A 20,694-nucleotide genomic window follows, 5' to 3' on the forward strand; every position below is an offset into this window, starting at 1 on the left:
AGGTATTTATATGAAGAGAATTTCAGTCATATTTGCCATTTTGATTTTACTGTCATTGGTTTTATCCGGTTGTAATAAAACAGCATCATCTGATAATGTAATCAAAATAGGGGCTAATTTTGAACTAACCGGTACCATGGCTGCATACGGTGCTTCATCGATGAACGGAATTAATCTTGCAGTTGATGAAATAAATAATAGTGGAGGAGTACTTGGTAAAAAAATTAAGATTGTGTCAGTTGACAATAAATCAGATGTTGGTGAATCTACCAATGTAGCGACAAAGCTTATAAACCAGGATAAGGTAGTTGCAATAATAGGTACAACAGCAACACCTACAAGTCTTGGTATGGTAAATGTAGTAACAGACAGTAAAATACCTATGATTGCAACAACTGCGACGAATCCCAAGGTTACAGTAAATCCTAATACAGGAAAAGTCAGAAAATACGTTTTTAGAGCTTGTTTTATAGATCCATTTCAAGGTAAAGTAAATGCAGACTTTGCATATAACACATTAAAAGCTAAAACAGCAGTCATTTATATCGATGACAAGAGCGACTTTTCCAAAGGCTTGGCAAAAGTATTCGAAGATAATTTCGTAAAATTGGGCGGAAAAATTCTTGATAAGGAAGCATATGTGCAAGGGGACAATGATTTCCGCTCAACCTTGACAAAAATAAAGGGCGTCAACGCGGATATATTATTTCTTCCTGGACATTATGCAGAAGTTGGAAAAATTATAAAGCAAGCAAGAGAAATGGGTATAAATTCACCTATCTTAGGAGGAGATGGGTGGGATTCACCAGACCTTGTAAAGATAGCTGGTTCATCAGCGATGAATAACACATTTATGTCAAATCATTTTATAGCAAGCGATAATGATCCAAAAGTACAAGACTTTGTCAAAAAATACAAGGATAAATATGGAGTTGAGCCGGATTCAAGGGCAGTTCTTGCATATGATGCTACAAATATTTTAGCTGCTGCCATAAAAAATGCTAATTCAACTAAGGCAGATGACATAGTTAAAGCACTTGAAAATCTAAAAGACTTTGTCGGCATAAATGGTCCCATAAAGTTTGATAAAAACCACGACCCTATAAAAAGCGCAGTTATAGTAGAATTCAAAGATGGCAAACAAATCTTTAAAGCTAAAGTAAATCCATAATGCTTTAAAGATAAGACGAAATTCTCTTTGTAATTAAAGAGTTCGATAAATCGAATTTACGCAAAAAATGCTCACATTATGTGAGCATTTTTTAATCGAAAATATTATACCACTATTGTATGGAATTCCGATCTATATAAGGTCGTTATTTCGAGTGTCATTATCACCCCAATTTTGTCTCAACAGCCTTAAATTTTACTATCTTTCTTTCATCATGTTTCTCTAAGCCATACATCATTAAAGTCGCGGTAAACACAAATGCCCCAAGTATCATCCATCCTGCCTTTATATCTATATATTTCAATGCAATTCCCATTACTAAGGGGCCTACCGTATGGCCTGCGCCTAATATCATAGGTATTACTGCATTCATTCGTCCCCTATGAGAGGCAGGTGTACGGTTCGCTATAAATGGCGATGTACTTATAGCCAAGACTATCTCACCAAGTGTAAAAATAAACGTGGATAAGAAGAAAAATGGTAGTATATCTACAAAGCCTAACATACCGAATCCAATTGTATACAAAATACCACCATATACCATTCGCTTTAATTCATTTGCACCTTCAGTAAGCTTTGTGATTAAGGGTGTAAAAAACATTACGACAATTCCATTTAGCCCTGACATCATACCGAAATACTTCGCCCCTGCATCCTTATATGCTTCCATCACTTGCATAGGCAGCATAAAAGACCATTGTGCATATACGAAATTGTATCCAAATAGGATTAATGCTACATAAATAAGTATAGGCCTTTTCAAGATAACTGATATGATAGAGCCTTCTTCACTCTTTTCAAGAACTCTCTCTTTATCTTCGATACCTTTTTCTGTATTGTGTATAGTCTCTTTAACGAAAAAGATTATAAGGAATAACGCTACAAGTGCCGTTCCTGCATCACCTATAAAAACAAGTGGGAGATGGTTCTTAAAAAGCAGACCACCTACAATTGGGCCTACCGCAAAGCCTGTATTCCATCCCATGTACAATAGTGAATATGCACTTTTTCTATTCTTTGGCGTTGTCATATCTGCAACTAATGAATCATGTGCTGGGTTTGCTGCTGTCATACAGGCTTCTGCTAACATTATAAGGTATACCATAGTCATCGATGGTCCTATAAATCCCGTTATAATGTATAAAATAGCCGCAAAACCATCAAAAACTGCAATGACAATTTTTCTACCATACGTGTCTGCAAGCTTTCCTCCTATTATCGATGCTGGTAAAAATATGAATCCAGATATGCTTATATAAAAGCCTGCAGCTTCCTTTGATAGTCCTATCTTATCTGTCAGTATCAGTGTTAATAATGGCATTACAAAGCATCCTAATGCATTTATAACCTTTGAAATAAATATTATGTAGATCTCCTTTGGAAGACCCATATATGGCTTAAATAATCTTTTTAAATACATCACTTTCCCCCCATTAAATTTAAATTTCTCTTTATTTTATATGGTTCTGAAAGCTAATTACGTATAAAAAAGCCATAGCCCCCATAAAGATAGGTACTCTATGGCTTAATTTTTGGACATGGAACCTCATACAACTCATAAATTGCTAAATAAGCTTACTTGTTGCTCAAAACTTACATATCCTGATTCCATTTCACTCTTAATCAATTCGGATCTGATCCTCTGTTTACCGCCTATCGTATTCCTTAAAACTAGGCTATATATGGTATTGAATTTACTGTATATGCCGGTTTCTTTTAATCCAGTAAAGCAGATAAGCTGTGTTCTGCATTTTTGTGCTAAAGCAAATATCACATCTAAAAGGTACTCAGCAGAGGTAGTTCCGAAAGGATTATCAGCCAAAAGTACCAAAGAGCTTTCCCCATATGATTTTTTGCTCCTTATATAAGAAAGCATTGATATATACATAGCGAAAAAGCATGTATATTTTTCACCACCAGAAAAACTTAATACAGCTTCCCAATTCTCATATCTGCTTAAATTTGGGTTATTCTGCGGCTTAAAAACCCTTACAATACTTTTCTCTAAATCAGTTACAACAGATAGAAGCTTAACAGTCGACATCATATTTTTTATCATTGGATAAAGCACATTCCTGTCACCGCCGGACTTTTCGTGCTCCTTTTTTATGTCTTCAATACATGTTTCAATGTATCTTCTTATTCTCTCAAAATTTAATTCGTCTCCACTGCTTTCTAATCTTATTTGTATCATGTTTTTGTTTGTTCCATTAAATTTAATATTAGACTTTGTGTCAATAGAATTAATTTCATTTAAAACCCTGTCAACATGCTGTTTACATGATACCACCAGCTGCTCTTTTTGCTTATCAGCCTCTATCAAATCATGTTCATATACCTTTTTCAATCTTTCTACAGAATCAAAAATTGCCGAAAACACCTCATTAACACTGTCATATGAATATAATCTCTCATCTCTACCATCGCTAATATTGATAGATGATATAAATTTACTTATGGCATCTTCTGTGCAATTAACAAATTTATTATTCAATTGCTTATATGCATCATCAACAGCCTTCCTCTTTTTGTTTATATTATCCTTAATATCATTATAATGTTTATTTAGCTCTATAAATTTATTTGACAAGCTTTCAGCATCTACCTTATCATATTCCTCTTCAATATGCTCTTCTATATCACTTTTTATAGATGGTATATCGATCATATTAACAGCTAAAAATTCATTAGCTTTGTCACATTGTTTTCTGTATAAATCAATGCCTTCACTTACTTTTTCTAACTTCGCCTTATTTTCACTTTCTCTTCTTTTATAATCCTCCATCATACAGCTTATTTTTTCTACAACGCTATCATCATCTGATTTAAAATCGTGAAAGGGCTCTATACCGTACTTTTTAACTATATCTTCTCTTCTCAACTCTATTCTCTGCTCTATCTTGCCTATCTCTTTGTCAAGCTTATTATATTGGCGTTTTTTTTCATCAATTTTATTATTGAAATCAGATATCAAATCATCAATTAATGAAATTGTTTCATCTGAAACCAGTTTAATTCCTTCTAATTTTGCTTCATCAAGATTTAACTTTTTTAACTGCCTTTCTCGTTTTGCAATTTCAGTTTTGCACATGTCCATATTTTTTTGCAATTCCTCGGTATCACCCGTGATGCCCCTTAATTTCTCCTCAATACCCTTTTTTATTCCTTCCAATTCTTCAATTGTTTTTACTGAAGGATATTCACTGTTAAAGTTATTCGGAATATTTATACTATTTATCTTCTTCAACGTATTATCCTTATCGCGATTTAAACCTTCAATCACATACATAATCTTATTATTTTCTTCTCTTATGTTTTGCAGATTCTCCTCTATCTGATTAAGCTTTTCCTGGTTATCCTCGATAAATCTTACACATTCATTTTCCTGTTTATAAGCATCTTCTATTGATTTATTCTCCTTCATATATTCATTTAATTCATCGATATTTCTCTCATAAATGCCGATATTTTTTTCAATTTCGTTGTTTTCCCGCCTTATCACATCAATTATTCCCTTTAAATTAATAACACGGGTTTTTATTTGTGATAAATTGTCCTTTAAGTCCTCAACTTTATTCTCAATCATTTCTTTATCATAAATTAACTTATCATAGTAATCTTTACTATATTTTTGCAGGAACTTATTTACCACATTTAAAGAGCTTTTGATATCATCAGTGCTTTGGTTCATAAGCTTTATTTCATTTTCTAATAAAGCTGTCTTATTGTTTATATTTTCTTTTAAATCATCGTATTCTGCTTTTGATACGTAAAATCTAAGGCCTTTGTTGTTTATACAATAAACTCCATCACTGATGGCAAGCTCTTTACCATATTCTTTGATGTCATTTTCTCTTATACTATCCCTTGCTATAATTGGAACTATGCTGCTCAATTCTATGCCATTAAATATATCATCATCTTCCATCCTTTTAATCCCATCTCTATCCATGACAATACCAAATGGCAATAACGGACATCCAGATATATACCTCTTCTTAAGAACATCATCATGCAAAAGTGATAAATACTCACTTCCCGTTATTGCATCATATTTATTGTCTTTTAGCAAATTATATACCTTTAGTATATCCGCATCAGGTATGTAAAAATCCTCTGAAAGAAGCATTGCTTTTTGCTTAAATTTTAGATATTCATTCTGGCTATCCCATAATTTTTGTTCGTACTCTTTTTGCTTTATGCTTAAATCTCTCACTGCAGTACCATCAAATATGTTATTAGTACTAATCTCGTATTTTACTAAGTTTTTTAACACTTCCTCATAATCAACATTGTATAAATCAATATCCCTTATTTTATCCTGAAGAAGTCTAGTTTCTTCGTTTATCCTCTGTAAAATCCTCTCTTTTTCTATCTCGCTGTCATTTATCTGATTCTCTATGTCTACTAATTTTTTGTTATTTTCATCAAAACGTTTCTTTAATTCCTTCAAGTCATTTGATAAATTATCTATTGTTACTGACAGGTTTAATACAATTTCTCTATAGCCATATTTATCTACCATCATTTCTGTCTTTTGTTTAAATGATTTTATTAATTGCCTTACCTCACCCAGTTTTACCTTTTTATCATCCAGTTCTTTAGTTGTTTGAATTTTCAATCCATCGAATTCTTTGATTTTATTTTTGTTATTATCTATAACTTCCTTATTTGACAAAATTTTGCCTTCAATATCATTTACCAATGCCATGTACAATTTAAGAAGTGAAAAAAGACATCTATTTAAGTCATAAAGGATTTCCTCATTACTTTTGGTTATACTTTCATATTTTACCTCAGCTTCTGATAATTTTCTGGCATAATCCTTCTTTTCATACAATAAAATGGCACCATAATAATATTTTTTCTCTTCTTCCTTTTCTTTTAATTTTTCTTCTAATAAAGTAATATCGCTCTTTATTTTATCTATCTCTTCTTTTAATTGATATAACTTTTGTTCATCAACAAAAAGGTAATAGGAGTCTTTCCTGCAAGAGAGCAATTTTAATTTATCCTGTATTTCTTCTATTTTTTCATTAACAGCCTTATATAAATCATTATAATGATTGTAGCCGTTTCGTGTAAAATCCCTGTATTTTACAATATCAGAGAGTATTCTATCCTGCATCAAAAGTAAATCTGAATATCCTTTAACCTCTTGTAAAATATTTCTCCCCATATCTAAAAAATCATTATAAAGGTCAATACTACTTTTAAAGTAAGGGATTTGTATTAGATTTTCAGAATACTTATCAAAAATTCGCGAAAGGTCCTCGCTGTCATTTTTATCTTTAAATATTATTTCTTCAACATATGGTACAACAATATTTTCAATGAATTTTCTTGATGTCTTGCTTTTTTCAAAGAACTTTCCAATACCGCCTTCTGTTAAATTAATGGTCCTTATTGTCTCCCATTCCTCTGCATATATGCCAAATGATGACAAATAATCTTGATATCTTGCTCTCTCATCTTTTCTAAAAACCTTTATTTTGTAATCCTTGACTTGATCCAAAAGCTTCCTGAATTCATTATAATCTAATATCAACCTGTCTTGCCCGACAACAGGGATATTCTTAATGTCATAAGGATTTTCACGATTGTAATGGTGAACGAATGTATAATATTTTATATCACCATCATCACCGCTACCTTTAGTCGCACATATGCCTGTCAGTACATAATCATCTTTTATATTGTCAAGTCTCCATTCCACCAAAATGTATGAGGTTCTCCGGCTTCCATCGAAGAAGTGCTCAAACTTTCTCTCATTTCCTAAGTCACAATTTGGTAAAATGCATTGGAGTATAAGCTGCAAAAGTACCGTCTTGCCTCCGCCGTTTGAGAGGTTAAAAAGAGTATTTTGATTATTTAATTCAAAAAGATCATTGGCATATGTTTTTGTACCTTTGTCATAAACCACATTGACGACTCTTATTCTATTTATTGTCGGCATTTAAATCATCCTTTTTGATTCCATTTATGAAATCCATTATTTCCTGTTTTCTATCATCAGCTGTGTAATATGATGTAACCATTCTGTCCATTTTCTCAGTTGTCCTCAAAACCTTGTCTTCTTCTATTATAGCAAGGCCTTGGTCCCTTAAAAAAGCACATACCTTCTTTATAAATGCCATTCTGCTGTTTTTCGTTGATTGAACATTAACCTTTCTCTCATCATACACGATCATACTGTTCCATTTCTGCACGACAGTACCAAAATTAATTTGCAATGTCGCTTCAACCTCTTCAGTTTTATTAAAATCTTCAAGAGACTTTATCTTATCATCGGCATATCGGTGAATTTCTTCGATTTCTATAAATTCGCGGCACTTCATATCATAACCTTCACCTGCATAAAAAAGGCACATTATGCAAAGCATTATAAAATAGCATAGATACAGTTCAGAATTGTCGCTAACTTTAAGGAGATTCCTTAGTTCTTCATTGTTATACCCAAAAACTTTATTATCTGTTTTTGCACTGATATATATCCTATCACTTCCCCTTAGTATGATTGTGCCGGTCTCTTCTTCCATCACATTTAACACATCACTGACCTCGCTCTGGTCAATCATATCCATATATTCTCTGTCATCTATTTTATTAATTTCACCTTTTTCAATTAGTTTAAAAAATATTTTTACTGCATTCCTTACATTTTCAATATCTACATTGTACAAATATATCACCTCAAACATATATTACTACTTGAAAGACCTTGCACTTTTTATTATAAAATCACTCATCACAACACCATTGCTTAGCTTAATATCCTTATCCCCTCTATATACCGTAATTGATTTGTAGTTTTGATATGATGGGTTTTCCTCCAAAACCGAAATGATGACAAATTCCACATCAACTTCCTCAGATACCTCGCCAACAGACTCATTTTTATTTCTCATTATATCATCAAAATCAATTTCACCTGCTTGGTGCAGCATTATTAAAAATGTAAAAAAATCAAAGCTATTTATATAATCATGCCTTTTTTCATCATCAAGTCTGTCCAATACAATATGAAGTGATGTCTCTCCCTTTGAATTGAGGTTACTTAATATGCATCTTAGGTATTCCTTGTAATTTGCAATTCTCTTTTTCATTTTCTTCTTCTTGTCTTCTATTGCATTTTCATCTACTTCATCTATTATATCATTTTTAATAGGCACTGTACTTTTTTTCTGCACTTGTTCTTCAGTGCATTTCATTATGTTAAAGTATTTATTTCTCTTTAAACTCAATATAGGTGCGACTATCCTTCTGCAATCATCAATGTCAGAGTTATTTTTTATAATGCCATCAAGGATTTCAGATTCAAAATTTACCCTTACTCTGAAGCCCTGAGCTATTTGATTCTTTATTGCATCTTTGTATATTGCCTGTAAATCGAGTTTATCAATAAATAACTTGTTGTGTTCATTTATAATATCATTTAACCTATCTGATATCATATTAAGAGACCTTAATGCTTTCCAATCTTCATCGCTAATTTTGTCAGGATCTGATAATTCTATCGTTTCTCTTTCGTTTTTAACAATCTCCATTATATTCTTGAATTCTTCCTTTTCTCTATCAAACTGCTCAAATATCTTTGAGTGTATCTTCTCATATTCAGTGAAATCTACATTTAAGACATTTGTCCTTATCCGCCGTATCACTTCACTTATTTGTTCTCTTATCTCTCTTACAAAAAGGCTTAAATCATCTATGGTCTTTAATGCATCATCAAACACATGCTTTTCTATCTGCTGCTTTAGGTAAAGCTGCTTTATAGTTATTCGCAGCTCTTTATATACCTCTTTTGTCATAAATAAAAGTTCAAGGCCTTGCGATGTAAGCTTATATCTCATCTTATCTCCAAACTTTATATAGTCTTGGTCGATAAGTTTAACCATGATTTTCTTTTCCTTTTTATCATCTGGGTTTAAATATTTGAATTCGTAGTTAAAACCGCCATTTTGAAGAAGTTCAAACATAATATAATAGGCCATTTCCTTTGATTCATCTGTTGTAAGCTTTTCTTTGTAATTTTCAAAAACAATATCTTGTAAAAAGCCTGATATACTGTCAATATCTGTAGGTTTATTTAAAAGCATCCCATTGAGAATAAATAGCATCGTTGAAAAAGTTAGCAAAAATGTATCGTATTTATCATACTTCTTTGAATTGTAAATCTTCTCAAATAGGAAAACAATTGGTGAAATATTCTCCATCCTTACATCATAATCTTCCAAAAAGCTAAACATATCTTCCTCCGTTATATGGTACTTTCCTTCTTTGTGTTGTTATGAAAAAACATATATGAAAGAACCTCTTGTGGTACATACCTGCCGCTTTCTAAAATTGAAACTATTTTTTCCCTAGTTGCATCATCGAAAAACTTTATGAAATTTCCAATATCTATTTTTACCTGATGTGTCTTTAATGCCGGTGCTACATCACATTCATCAATCATGCACTTATAAAGATATGTATCCGGTTTTATGTTAAGATCCTTATGCGATTTATTCAGTTCAATAAAAATGCCAAGTCCTACATAATCCATATCTCCAAAATAGTATATATTATTTCTTTTATTTTTACAAGTTTCTATTTCCATAAGGTAATTGATGCTGCTCAGTATTTTCTTCCCTTCACCATATATAAGCATATTATATATGTTATTGCCAATTTTACACCTTTCACCATTGAAAATCTGCTTTAATGTATAGAAAGTATCCTTGTTTTCCACAATAAGTATATTGTTAACATCATCTGTTGGAATATAATAATAGAAGAAAGGCTCAGGAGTATTGTAGTAATTTAACTTATTGCTGTCCAATCCAAGCCGTTTGAGTATTTTTTCACCTTTATTAGAAATAAATTTTTCATCGTGGAATATTTGAAATGACCTTTCATTCATAGAATAAGGAAATTTTAGAGTAGCCACTTTATCTGGATTTAGGAAAAAATCTCTCAACATGTTAACAGCTTTAATATCTTTCTTAAATTGTTCAAGATTTTTTAAATAGTATGTGTTATCAAGTACAGGTGGCAATGTCAAGAGGATTTTTTTCAGTTCTTCTTCATCCTCGATTCCACCTTTTACTATCCAGTATGTATTATATAATGGTGGGACTCTGCCATTTAACCCTGACGCCTTAACTGGCTTCAAGATTCCGCTTTTTACTGAACTTTCCATCAATTTCACAAAATATATATAATCATCAAAATACTTTTGAATATATTTTAACTGTATTTTTTTATTGTCGTAGTTCTTTAATATATCTTCGATTTTCAAGAAAAACCAACCCCATTTTACATTTCCTTATTTTATTTTACACTTTCTATTATAAATATACAATACAGCTTTTACCTTCAATAGCTTTTGAATACAAAAAAGGGGCTGTTGCACAACTGACTGAATAGGTCATAGTGCATCAGTCTCTTTTTATACACAAAAAAGAAATTACAGGTTCCAAAGAACCTGCAATTACTGTATAATTAAGTTATGCAAAAAAGTAAATTATACAATAAGAATTATACACAATTTAATGGATGTTATCAATTAGTTCTTCCATTAAATTGTGAAATGTTAATACCAGAGGATGATTCGGTTCGCCTGCTTAGCCAAATATTGGAGGGATTGAATTACGAAAAGTTGTACAAGGCATATTCTTTCACTGGAAGAAAACCTGCAGTAGAGCCAAAAATCCTGTTTAAGGTATTAACTTATGCTTACATGAATAACATTTATTCCAGCAGAAAGATAGAAAGTGCATGCAAAAGGGATATTAATTTTATGTGGTTGCTTGAAGGAAGCAAAGCACCTGACCACTCTACTATTGCCAGATTCCGCAAGGAATATCTCGCCGATGCAATGGAAGATTTGTTTTATCAGTTGGTACAGCATCTCCATGAAATAGGTGAAGTAAAGTTTGAGCATCTCTTCGTAGACGGTACAAAGATTGAAGCCAATGCTAACCGCTATACATTTGTATGGAAAAAGGCTATTAATAAAAATCAAGCAAAGATGTTTACAAAAATACAATCTTGCATAGAATCAATTAATCTTACGTATATGACTAATTTTACTGTTACTAAAGAAACTTTATTGGATGACATAGAAAAGATAATTGACTATCTTAAAAAGAAAAAAGAAGAAGAGCAGATAGAATTTGTTCATGGTATAGGGAAACGCAAGTCAAAACTCCAAAAATTTAATGAAGAGCTAGAGAAGTTTTACGAACGTCAAAAGAACTATGATACACACAATCAATTATTGGATGGAAGGAATAGTTATTCTAAAACTGATCCAGATGCAACATTTATGCATATGAAAGATGACCACATGAACAACTCTCAATTAAAGCCAGGATACAATGTGCAGATTGGGGTTGAAAGTGAGTATGTCACTGGTGTTGGTATATTTCAGGACAGGTCTGACAACACTACCCTTATTCCATTTCTAAATGATATGGAATCAAATTTAGGAAACAAATATCAAAATATCATAGCGGACTCTGGATATGAGAGTGAAGAAAACTATCTGTATTTGGAAGAAAAAAATCAAAAATACTACATAAAGCCGCAGACATATGAAAAGTGGAAGAAAAAAAGTTTTAAAAATGATATTAGTAAGCGTGAAAACATGGTTTATGATAAAGATAAAGATGAATATACCTGCCACAATAGAAAACAACTTAGACCAATTGGAATCATTTATAGGACTTCAGCAAGTGGCTACCGTTCAGAAATTACTGTATACGAATGTGAAGACTGCAACAATTGTCCATATAAATCAAAATGTACAAAAGCACGAGGCAACCGAAAGATGCAAGTATCAAAAACATTTGTAGAGAAGCGACAAATATCTTATGAGAATATCACATCTGAGGAGGGAATTCTCCTGAGAGTTAATCGTTCAATACAGGTAGAAGGTGCTTTTGGAGTTCTAAAAAATGATTACCAATTTAATAGATTTTTAACACGTGGGAAAAACAGTGTAAAAACGGAGTTTATGCTGTTATGTTTTTCCTACGATGTAAACAAACTGCATGCAAAAATACAGAATGAGAGATGTGAAAAGCACCTTCATGGAATAAAAATAGCCTGAGATTTGAAGAAAAAAATTACAGAAAGCCCAAGGCTTATTTAAGTGCGCCTAAAACTCAACAATCATAGAAAATCAGATGAATTACATATATTTTCATGATTGTTTTTTCATTTTTATACAGCCTTTTTACATTAAAAAGGGGTATTGCAAACTACTTTAAAGTAGTTTTGCAACAGCCCCTTTTCCATCAGTGGATTATCTTCTGAAACCTCTGTTGTTGTTATACTGCTGTTTTCTTGCTTTCCTGCATTCAGGACATCTCTGTGGCTCATTTTGGAAGCCTTTTTCTTTGTAGAAAGCCTGCTCGCCTTCTGTAAAGACAAATTCCTTGCTGCAGTCTTTGCATACTAATGTCTTATCAGCCATCACAACTTTCCTCCTTTTTAAGATTATTAGATTTAAAACAGTTCCACATTTCATCCTAAAAAGGGGAAATGTTGTACATTATTAAATCATTTTCCAATAAGTATAAACTGTTTCTTTATATAGTATATCACGTTTGCAAATTTTATGCAATATTTTTATTTCATTTTCATATCAGTTATTGCTGTAAATTCCCTAGTTTTGCAGCAAATTCTTATATAACGTAACCCGAAACCATTAATTTTACTAATGATTTCGGGTAAATTTATTTTAAAATTTTGTCATTTTTATATGGATTTTTCTGGATTATTGTGTTATAATTAGTATTAAAGGGGGAGCGATGCTACTATGTATCTTAGAAAAGCTACAAATAAAAAAACTGGCCGTACATACTTATCTATTGTTCATAATTATTGGGATAAAAATACCAAAACCACAAGATCTGTAACCATTGAATCTCTTGGTTACCTTGATGAATTGGAAAAAAAGTATGAGAATCCTATTGAATTTTTTACTCACGAAGCGAAAAAGTTAGAGGAACAAAGATTATCTGAAAATGCTCATCTTACGTTTACTATTGCTAAAAATGAGTTGATACCTTCTAACTCTGTTAATCGTAAAAACTTTGGCTATGCAGCTTTTAGTAAAATTTATCATGAGCTTGAAATAGATAAATTTCTAAAAAACAGACAACGTCACTCAAAAGAAGAATATGATGCTAATGCTATCATGAAACTTCTTGTATTCTCACGCTTATTGTATCCTGCTTCAAAGAAAAAGACTTATGAGAATAAAGATATATTCTTTGAGAAATTTGATTTTTCTTTGGATGATGTTTATAGATGTCTTACTTTTTTCAACAAGCATAGTGAAGCTTTACAACTTTGGATTCATGAGCACATTAAATCTTTGTATGATCGTAATACAGATTTGGTTTACTATGATGTTACTAACTATTATTTTGAAATTGATGAGCAGGATGAATTGCGTAAAAAAGGAGTTTCTAAAGAACACAGACCGGATCCGATTGTACAGATGGGATTATTTATGGATACCAATGGTATCCCCATTACATATAAGCTTTTTCCTGGTAATGTGCCTGATAAAACTACTTTGATTCCAGCTTTAAGCAGGATCCAACGAGAATATTCTTTAGGTAGAATAATTATTGTAGCAGATAGAGGATTAACTACTGGTGATAATATCTGGTATATTCTATCAGCTAAGAACGGCTATGTATTAAGTTATTCTATTCGTAGTGCAGACAAAGATTTTCAGGATTATGTTCTTGATGAAAGCGGATATATTAATAAGGGTAATGGCTTTAAAATCAAATCAAGACTTTACCCTAGGGAAATTCAAGTAACTGCAACGAATGGCAAAAAAATAAAAAAGGTAGTAGATGAGAAACAAGTTATTTTCTATAGTCCTGAATATGCAGCTAAAGCCAAGATAGATCATGCAGCTTCAATAGCTAAAGCAATGGATATGATTAAAAATCCTGGGAAGTACAATAAATCTATATCATATGGTGCAGCTAAATATGTAAAGAATCTTGTTTTTGATGCTGATACAGGGGAAATATCCGAGAGTGTGCGTCAGCATTTGGCTTTTGACGAAGAAAAATTACGTGAAGAAGAAAAATTTGATGGCTATTATGCTATAGTGACCAGTGAATACAAAGAGACGCCTGAAAAAATAATTGACATGTATCGTGGGCTTTGGAAGATAGAAGAATCCTTCAAAGTAACGAAAAGTGATTTTGAAAGTAGACCTGTCTATTTGTCGCTAAAAGAGCATATTGATGCTCACTTTTTGATATGCTTTATAGCACTTGTAATTGTAAGGATATTAGAATATAGATTGAAAGGCAAATATTCGGTAACAGAAATACTTGAAAGTCTTGGTAAGGCATGCTGCAGTCATATCAAAGAGAATTATTATTTATTTGATTTTTGTAATAATGCTCTTGAAGATATTGGAAAAGAGTTAAACATTGATTTTAGAAAAAAAATTATGAGTCTTGGGGAAATAAAAAAATCTTTAGCACAGACAAAAAAGTTCTGATCTCACCATGAATCTTTGACAAAAGCAAAAAGCCCAAAACCCTTTATTTTAAAGAGGTTATGGGCATTTTTTGTCCTTTTTTACTGCAAAAGTCAGGGTATATCACGTTTGCAAATTTTATGCAATATTTTTATTTCATTTTCATATCAGTTATTGCTGTAAATTGAACCAATCTTATCAAGTGGCCATATCCTATATAATACTTTCCCTTCTATTTGCTTATAATCGATAAATCCTATTATCCTGCTATCTAAGCTAACTTCACGGTTATCTCCCATTACAAAAACTTTGCCCTTTGGCACCACCAATGGAAATGTTAAATCATTTGGATATGTCCTTCCTTTTACATAGTGCTCGTTTTGCTTCACGCCATTTACATATACATATCCATCCTTTATATCGATTTTATCACCTTGAACCCCTATCACGCGCTTTATTAAAATATTATCATCCTGAAACCCGATAATATTGTTATATGTTTCTTTTAATTCTAAAATTATATTTGATACAATTCCATTACTTTTTTCTTTCTTATTAAAAATAATAATATCTCCTCTTTTTGGTTCTGTGAAGTTATATATTAATCTTATCTCAAATAGCTTTTGTCCATTTAATAAAGTATTTTCCATGGAACTTCCCTTTACCTGAACCATAGCAAAAGCGGTACTTTTAAGTAATATTGATACAGCTAATGCAATAAATAATGTCAAAATCCATTCAAAAGTCTCTCTCTTAAAGGATTTCTTCTCTTCACTTTTTGTAAATTTAAGTTTTCCCATATTTTAAATCCTCCTAACTCCTAATTCAATTTTACATCCTTTCCAGTCTTTTATAATAATTTTTCCTTTATTTATTAATGTTTATATTAAGCGTGCTCCAATTGTAGGTTATAAAATCCAATACTTTTTTTAATAATTATCGATCTGAATAATGTCAAACATAACATACCGCCTCAAATAATTATTTGAATGTTATCCCATCCATATGCTATTTCTTTTAAGTCACGTCCACCTATATTTACGACTCTTTGTTTTACCTTTTTTCCCCCCATAGTTTCATAAAATTGACATGCCGGATTCTTTTCAAGTACCCATAAAAGTATTGTTGAATAGCCTAATTCATTAATTTTATTTAAAATGGTCTTAAAAAGCTTGGTTCCATAACCATTTCTTTGATACTCTTTTAAAAGGTAAATTGCATACAATTCCCCTTTATATAACTCGTCGCCTGACCTTTCTGCACCACATGAAGCAAATCCGATAATTTCATTTTCATCTTCAAGAACATATACATATTCTTTGTTCCCGCTTTCGCCTAATATTTTCTGCCATAACACTTTCCGTTTTTCATAGCTCATTTTCTCCAAGAATTCATCTGGTATAATTCCTTTATATGTTGTGTTCCAAGAACCAACATGAACCTTAGCTACTCCAGACACATCATCTATTTTAGCTTCTCTTATTCTCATAACTTCATCCCCTTGTTAAATTGCCTTTGCCAAATTCCTTATGCAATAATGCAGCAAATGTATTTAGATGGACCCTTCTCTGCATGGCCATCCTTTTCTCTTCTATTAATTAAGATTTCTATCATAATAAATCTTAATATTATTTTATACTTATTTCAATAAGGAATTTAAAATCTGCGCTATTACATTAACATTTTAACTTCAATTTTATATTTTTTTATATCTTATATAAAGTAATTTATAAATGGGTGCATTTGTCAAGTGAAAGATGCGCCAAATTTCAATCGAATTTTCCTCCACTTAGTGTGTAAAAAATTAAGCAATATTCTGACTCTTTATCCATTCCTCCGTTTCTTTAAGTCTATATGAATTTCCATTCATATTTACTAAATAGGCTTTATGTGTTAGTCTATCTACCATCGCTGCTGTCATCACTGGATCTTGAAATATTTCAGCCCACCTTTCAAATGATAAGTTTGTTGTTATTATCGTTGATTTTCTTCCTGCTCTTAATGATAAGTTTGTAAATAAAAGCTCAGATCCCTCTTTGTCAAAAGAGATATAGCCAAGTTCGTCTGCTATTACTAGATCGTATTTCGCAAATTTGTTTTCAAAAGTGTGTAATGTTCTTTCTGATCTACTTTCTTTTAATTGATTTATTAAAGTTGGAATTGTTGTGAATAGTACTCTATATCCTGCCAAACAAGCTTTTATGCCTAGTCCTATTGCTATATGTGTTTTGCCTGTACCTGGATTTCCTGCAAGTATTACATTTTGTCCATTCTTAATAAATTCAAGTGAACTTAATATCTTTAATTTTCTATTCGCATCATCTGGTAGATACTCTACTTTTAGGTCTTCTAGATATTTTTTGTATGGAAAATTAGCTAGTCTTATACGATTTTCTTTCGCATGTTCCTGTCTTAGATCATATTCTTTCTGGAGCAATCCGTATAAGTATTCTTCATAGCTTATATCTCTTGCTGCAGCATCTTTTGTATCTTCTCTAAAATATTTCTTTATCCCTGGTAGTTTTAAGCTTGTTGCAAATTGTTCTATTTCTTTTGATATTTCTTTTTTATTCATTTTAAATGACGGCCTCCTCTTTGAAATTTTCGGCCTCTTTAGGTATTAAATTGCCGAATTCTTTCAGCATTTCTTTTGATTTATCTTCTATTTCATTATTTGTTTTTGTCTTTTCTATATATTCATCAACCTTTCTTTCGCATATTATTTTTATTTTATCTGTTGTAATATCAATTGGATCTATTTTTCTCAATTTCTCAATAGCATCAAGTATTTTTTGCATACCTACTATACCTACATATTGCAAGAGATCTATGAATTCTTTCTCCCTGGTGGTATAATAGGTATGGTAGATATTTTGCAACCTTGGGTCTGCCTGTTTAAGCGCTGTGCTTGAAGGCAGGGCCCCAGGTTTTTTCTTTAGTGTATTCAAGTAGTGCTCTATTTTTATTGACCATTCGTTAAATCCGTATATTCGCTCATGTTCGGCAATTTTTACATTGTCATAATAGCAAAGTATTTTATGCGAATATATTTTTGTAAATATGATTTTACCGACATAAGCATCCGGTACAGAATAATGACATGAGTCTATAACTATTGTTGAATATTTATCTGCCCGCAAGTCTTCACATCTTGCTGCATCAAATGGTGGTAATTGCGGCAGCAAATACGGTCTCTCTTCTTCAAGTATCTCTGCAGGTGACTTATTGTCTTTTAAATGATTTTTTGTATTATTCAGCTTTTTACATACTTCATAAAGATAGTTATTAGCTTCTTCCAATGAGTCAAAGTAGTCTTTATTAGAAAATGCCTTTCTTCTTATAAATTCTACGCTTCTTTCAACGTGTCCTTTTTCATTGCCTCGATATGTATTGCAAAATCTAAATTTAAAGCAGTAATATATTGATAGTTTTAAAAGTCCTTTTGTTGGTTCTTTTTCACTCCTTCCTACAAATTTTTTAACCATAACTTTTGCATTGTCATATACTACAGTATGATAAACGCCTTTTATATCTTCAAAGAATGATACATGTGCTTCTTGAAAGCATGAAGTATCTTGTTTTGGAAAAAGTTTTGCAAATCTGTAATTGCCTTTGGCACTTGTAAATACCGCCATCTGAAATGTTTTTAACTCGCTTTTTATAAATAATTTGACTTCACCCCAGTCGAATTCACACACATCTCCAAGTTGATATTCCGCCTTTATATATGCTTCTTTTTGCTCATTTAATATCTTATTTATTGCTTGGCAAACGGATGTATAACCTATGTCATAGCCTTCTTCTCTTAAGGCATTATATATATCAATTTTCTTTTTTTGTTGTTTGGACTGTCCTAAATACCTTTTTTGCTCATTTTCTCTAAGATAAAATTTTATGCGATTTATCACTTCCTCAGTTAACTTTATCTTATGCCTGTTTTCAATGTTGTACTTAGGTTTTTCAACTATATCATCAATAATCTCTTGAATATCTGTATTTACATCTATTTTCCATTCATTTATCAAGTCCCTTCTCTTTTCTTCATATTTTTTAATATATTTTCTAATAACTTTTCTATCAATACCAGTTTCTCTAGATATCTGTCTTTGAGATTTACCATCTCTTATATATGATAATATTATTTCCTGTTTGTCTTTCAAAGAAATCAACTCCATCACTCCCTCATGTATTTTATTACATGAGAGAAATTTTATCTTAAAGTGGGGGATTTTTCAACTGAAATACTGGGGTACTTTTAGTGTAACATAGACAAATGGGTGAAGTATGCTAAAATACGGGATTCACGCATTTGATGGTGGTATAAGGGGAACTCTTTTCTATCTTTATAATGTCTTGATAACTTAGAATAAATTATAGTTCAAATATAGGCAAATGGAATTAAAATATATTAATATGTTTTACGGTCGGGATCTTAACCCGACCGTAAAAGCTATAATTTGTAAGAAAACTTACTGAGCTGATTGAAAACATGCCGGCCAATTTTCGATTTGTGATTTGATACACTCTATTTCCTGTAATATTTTAAAATTACTCTTGTTATTAAAAATATATTAATTTGTTTTTATATTCTTAAATAATTTTGAATAAAGTTTTATAAGAGAAATTAAAATAAAGTATACAATTAATATAGAAAGTAAAAATAAGTCAATTCTAAAATTTATTTTCGTTATATTATTAAGTGAAAATAGAAAAAGATTGTTTGCTGGTAAAGTATCATTATAAAACACTAGAAATTTTATAGGTAATCCTATAGTATGCGTAAAGTAATTATAATTCGAAAATTTATCAAAGAATATAGTCAAAAATACAATAATTGTAGAAATAATAAATAATTTCGTGTTTAAAACCTTCATAAAAAATCATCTCCTATAAAAAAATTTAAATTTACTACATTATATCATATTATATCATATAATGTTCTAACTTATTAATGTTTAACAATTAACACAATAAAAAATGTTTATGTTAAATCAAAATTTTCAGTAATTCAGTTGAAAAACCCCACACCATAAGATAAAATTTCTCTCATGCAATAAAATACATGAGAGAGTAGTATATGATAATGCAAAAGTCATGGTCAAAAATTTTTATGAGGAAATAAAAAAAAACCGTAAGTGGTTTTTTATGCCAAATGTAGGGGAAAGTTTAATTGAAATTTGGAGTTTTCACTTGACAAATATAAAAAAGTTTTTAAAGAGAATTATTTTTAATAAATTCTCTTTAAAAACTTTACTACATAAATAAACTATTGTATTCTAAGAGAGCAATTCCATTCATCACGAACTTTTGCTCCGATGTCATATACTCCAATTTTAACTCCAAGAAGATAGTAGCCCTGTACTTTAATAAATGCAGTATCATTATAAGTATTTGTTTTTCCAATATTATATGATGCATTGGTTTGATACCAACTAGCTATATTCAGACCTGTACAATAAGAGTTTATATTATATACACCAACAAATTGTGGATAACTATTAACAAATTTATATTTATAATTAAAGGCTACATTATCCCATGACGCTAAACCCATCAATCCTCCAGCATATGGAGACCACCAAGTAATTGTATATGAATCATTATAGATTGTATCATCTAATGGAGTTAATAAATTTTTGTGATTAAATAAATTGTTAGTATTTTTTATCTTAGTAGTTAAATCAATTGTATTCATAATCATGTTGTGCTGAGAATTTTTGATACTTTCTAAAAAGTTTTTTAGCTCATTCACATCCTTAAATTTTAAGGTTTTTAGATTAGAAGTATCCGACTCAAAAAAAGTTACATTATAATCTTTCTCAAGTTCTTTTAAGGAATTCATTATTTTAGCCTTATCTGTAATGGTATCCTTTGTATTTGTAATCACATTATTAGATGCAAAAACTTGAGTACCCATTGTAAACAGCAAAACCATGCTTATTACGACTGCTAATACCTTTTTAAACATTTAAAAACCACTCTCCTAAAATTTTAATTAACAGGAATGGCGCCATTC

General features: G+C 31.0%; 14 protein-coding genes. 3 read left to right on the plus strand and 11 right to left on the minus strand.

The genetic code is table 11. The features are described 5' to 3' along the window. Positions 1-10 precede the first annotated feature (10 nt). Positions 11-1,171, plus strand: a complete 1,161-nt coding sequence (locus CPG45_RS05845) for an ABC transporter substrate-binding protein (protein WP_096231057.1) — start codon at positions 11-13, stop codon at positions 1,169-1,171. Positions 1,172-1,334: 163 nt separating this feature from the next. Here CPG45_RS05845 and CPG45_RS05850 read toward each other — a convergent pair whose 3' ends face one another. From CPG45_RS05850 to CPG45_RS05870, 5 genes are all read right to left on the minus strand, one after another. After that, on the minus strand, positions 1,335-2,591 hold the full coding sequence (locus tag CPG45_RS05850) for an MFS transporter (protein WP_096231058.1): 1,257 nt from the start codon (positions 2,589-2,591) through the stop codon (positions 1,335-1,337). Positions 2,592-2,726: 135 nt separating this feature from the next. After that, a complete protein-coding gene (locus CPG45_RS05855; protein ID WP_096231059.1) occupies positions 2,727-7,127 on the minus strand; it encodes a coiled-coil domain-containing protein in 4,401 nt (1,466 codons plus the stop codon). Then, positions 7,111-7,854, minus strand: a complete 744-nt coding sequence (locus CPG45_RS05860; RefSeq protein ID WP_096231060.1) for a DUF6063 family protein — start codon at positions 7,852-7,854, stop codon at positions 7,111-7,113. The genes CPG45_RS05855 and CPG45_RS05860 overlap by 17 nt, the downstream gene beginning before the upstream one ends. 24 nt (positions 7,855-7,878) lie before the next feature. Beyond that, positions 7,879-9,420 (minus strand): hypothetical protein, encoded by a 1,542-nt coding sequence (locus tag CPG45_RS05865; protein WP_096231061.1) that lies wholly within the window; start codon positions 9,418-9,420, stop codon positions 7,879-7,881. A gap of 11 nt (positions 9,421-9,431) precedes the next feature. Next, positions 9,432-10,454 (minus strand): Wadjet anti-phage system protein JetD domain-containing protein, encoded by a 1,023-nt coding sequence (locus CPG45_RS05870; protein ID WP_096231062.1) that lies wholly within the window; start codon positions 10,452-10,454, stop codon positions 9,432-9,434. A gap of 210 nt (positions 10,455-10,664) precedes the next feature. Here CPG45_RS05870 and CPG45_RS05875 point away from each other — a divergent pair, with 210 nt between their 5' ends. Continuing rightward, the gene (locus CPG45_RS05875; RefSeq protein ID WP_096230102.1) at positions 10,665-12,269 is read left to right on the plus strand and encodes an IS1182 family transposase; all 1,605 of its coding nucleotides are present in this window, start codon (positions 10,665-10,667) and stop codon (positions 12,267-12,269) included. A gap of 195 nt (positions 12,270-12,464) precedes the next feature. Here CPG45_RS05875 and CPG45_RS05880 read toward each other — a convergent pair whose 3' ends face one another. Continuing rightward, positions 12,465-12,635, minus strand: coding sequence for a zinc-ribbon domain-containing protein (locus tag CPG45_RS05880; RefSeq protein WP_096231063.1), 171 nt, complete (start codon positions 12,633-12,635; stop codon positions 12,465-12,467). Positions 12,636-12,980: 345 nt separating this feature from the next. Between CPG45_RS05880 and CPG45_RS05885 the strand changes: the two genes are divergently transcribed. Continuing rightward, entirely contained in the window at positions 12,981-14,699 is a 1,719-nt protein-coding gene (locus CPG45_RS05885) for an IS1634 family transposase (RefSeq protein WP_096230283.1), read from the plus strand. A gap of 146 nt (positions 14,700-14,845) precedes the next feature. Here the strand turns inward: CPG45_RS05885 and lepB are convergent, their stop codons facing one another. The 5 genes from lepB to CPG45_RS05915 form a co-directional block, all read right to left on the minus strand. Continuing rightward, positions 14,846-15,478 carry a signal peptidase I gene (gene lepB, locus CPG45_RS05890; RefSeq protein WP_096231064.1) on the minus strand — a complete coding sequence of 211 codons (633 nt, stop codon included), beginning with the start codon at positions 15,476-15,478 and terminating at the stop codon, positions 14,846-14,848. 173 nt (positions 15,479-15,651) lie between these two features. Further along, on the minus strand, positions 15,652-16,167 hold the full coding sequence (locus CPG45_RS05895) for a GNAT family N-acetyltransferase (RefSeq protein WP_096231065.1): 516 nt from the start codon (positions 16,165-16,167) through the stop codon (positions 15,652-15,654). Between the two features lie 315 nt (positions 16,168-16,482). Beyond that, positions 16,483-17,253, minus strand: a complete 771-nt coding sequence (istB, locus tag CPG45_RS05900; RefSeq protein ID WP_096230063.1) for an IS21-like element helper ATPase IstB — start codon at positions 17,251-17,253, stop codon at positions 16,483-16,485. A gap of 1 nt (position 17,254) precedes the next feature. After that, positions 17,255-18,853, minus strand: a complete 1,599-nt coding sequence (istA, locus tag CPG45_RS05905; protein WP_096230064.1) for an IS21 family transposase — start codon at positions 18,851-18,853, stop codon at positions 17,255-17,257. Positions 18,854-19,944: 1,091 nt separating this feature from the next. Next, positions 19,945-20,646, minus strand: coding sequence for a hypothetical protein (locus CPG45_RS05915; protein ID WP_096231067.1), 702 nt, complete (start codon positions 20,644-20,646; stop codon positions 19,945-19,947). Positions 20,647-20,694: the final 48 nt, after the last annotated feature.

The organism is Thermoanaerobacterium sp. RBIITD, assembly GCF_900205865.1.
GTDB lineage: Bacteria > Bacillota > Thermoanaerobacteria > Thermoanaerobacterales > Thermoanaerobacteraceae > Thermoanaerobacterium.

Coding starts and splice junctions, on each gene's coding strand:
- CPG45_RS05865 (WP_096231061.1), bottom strand. CDS start 9,420: ATGTTTAGCTTTTTGGAAGATTATGATGTAAGGATGGAGAATATTTCA.
- CPG45_RS05875 (WP_096230102.1), top strand. CDS start 10,665: ATGCAAAAAAGTAAATTATACAATAAGAATTATACACAATTTAATGGA.
- CPG45_RS05845 (WP_096231057.1), top strand. CDS start 11: ATGAAGAGAATTTCAGTCATATTTGCCATTTTGATTTTACTGTCATTG.
- lepB (WP_096231064.1), bottom strand. CDS start 15,478: ATGGGAAAACTTAAATTTACAAAAAGTGAAGAGAAGAAATCCTTTAAG.
- CPG45_RS05855 (WP_096231059.1), bottom strand. CDS start 7,127: ATGCCGACAATAAATAGAATAAGAGTCGTCAATGTGGTTTATGACAAA.
- CPG45_RS05915 (WP_096231067.1), bottom strand. CDS start 20,646: ATGTTTAAAAAGGTATTAGCAGTCGTAATAAGCATGGTTTTGCTGTTT.
- CPG45_RS05850 (WP_096231058.1), bottom strand. CDS start 2,591: ATGTATTTAAAAAGATTATTTAAGCCATATATGGGTCTTCCAAAGGAG.
- CPG45_RS05880 (WP_096231063.1), bottom strand. CDS start 12,635: ATGGCTGATAAGACATTAGTATGCAAAGACTGCAGCAAGGAATTTGTC.
- istB (WP_096230063.1), bottom strand. CDS start 17,253: ATGAATAAAAAAGAAATATCAAAAGAAATAGAACAATTTGCAACAAGC.
- CPG45_RS05895 (WP_096231065.1), bottom strand. CDS start 16,167: ATGAGAATAAGAGAAGCTAAAATAGATGATGTGTCTGGAGTAGCTAAG.
- istA (WP_096230064.1), bottom strand. CDS start 18,853: ATGGAGTTGATTTCTTTGAAAGACAAACAGGAAATAATATTATCATAT.
- CPG45_RS05885 (WP_096230283.1), top strand. CDS start 12,981: ATGTATCTTAGAAAAGCTACAAATAAAAAAACTGGCCGTACATACTTA.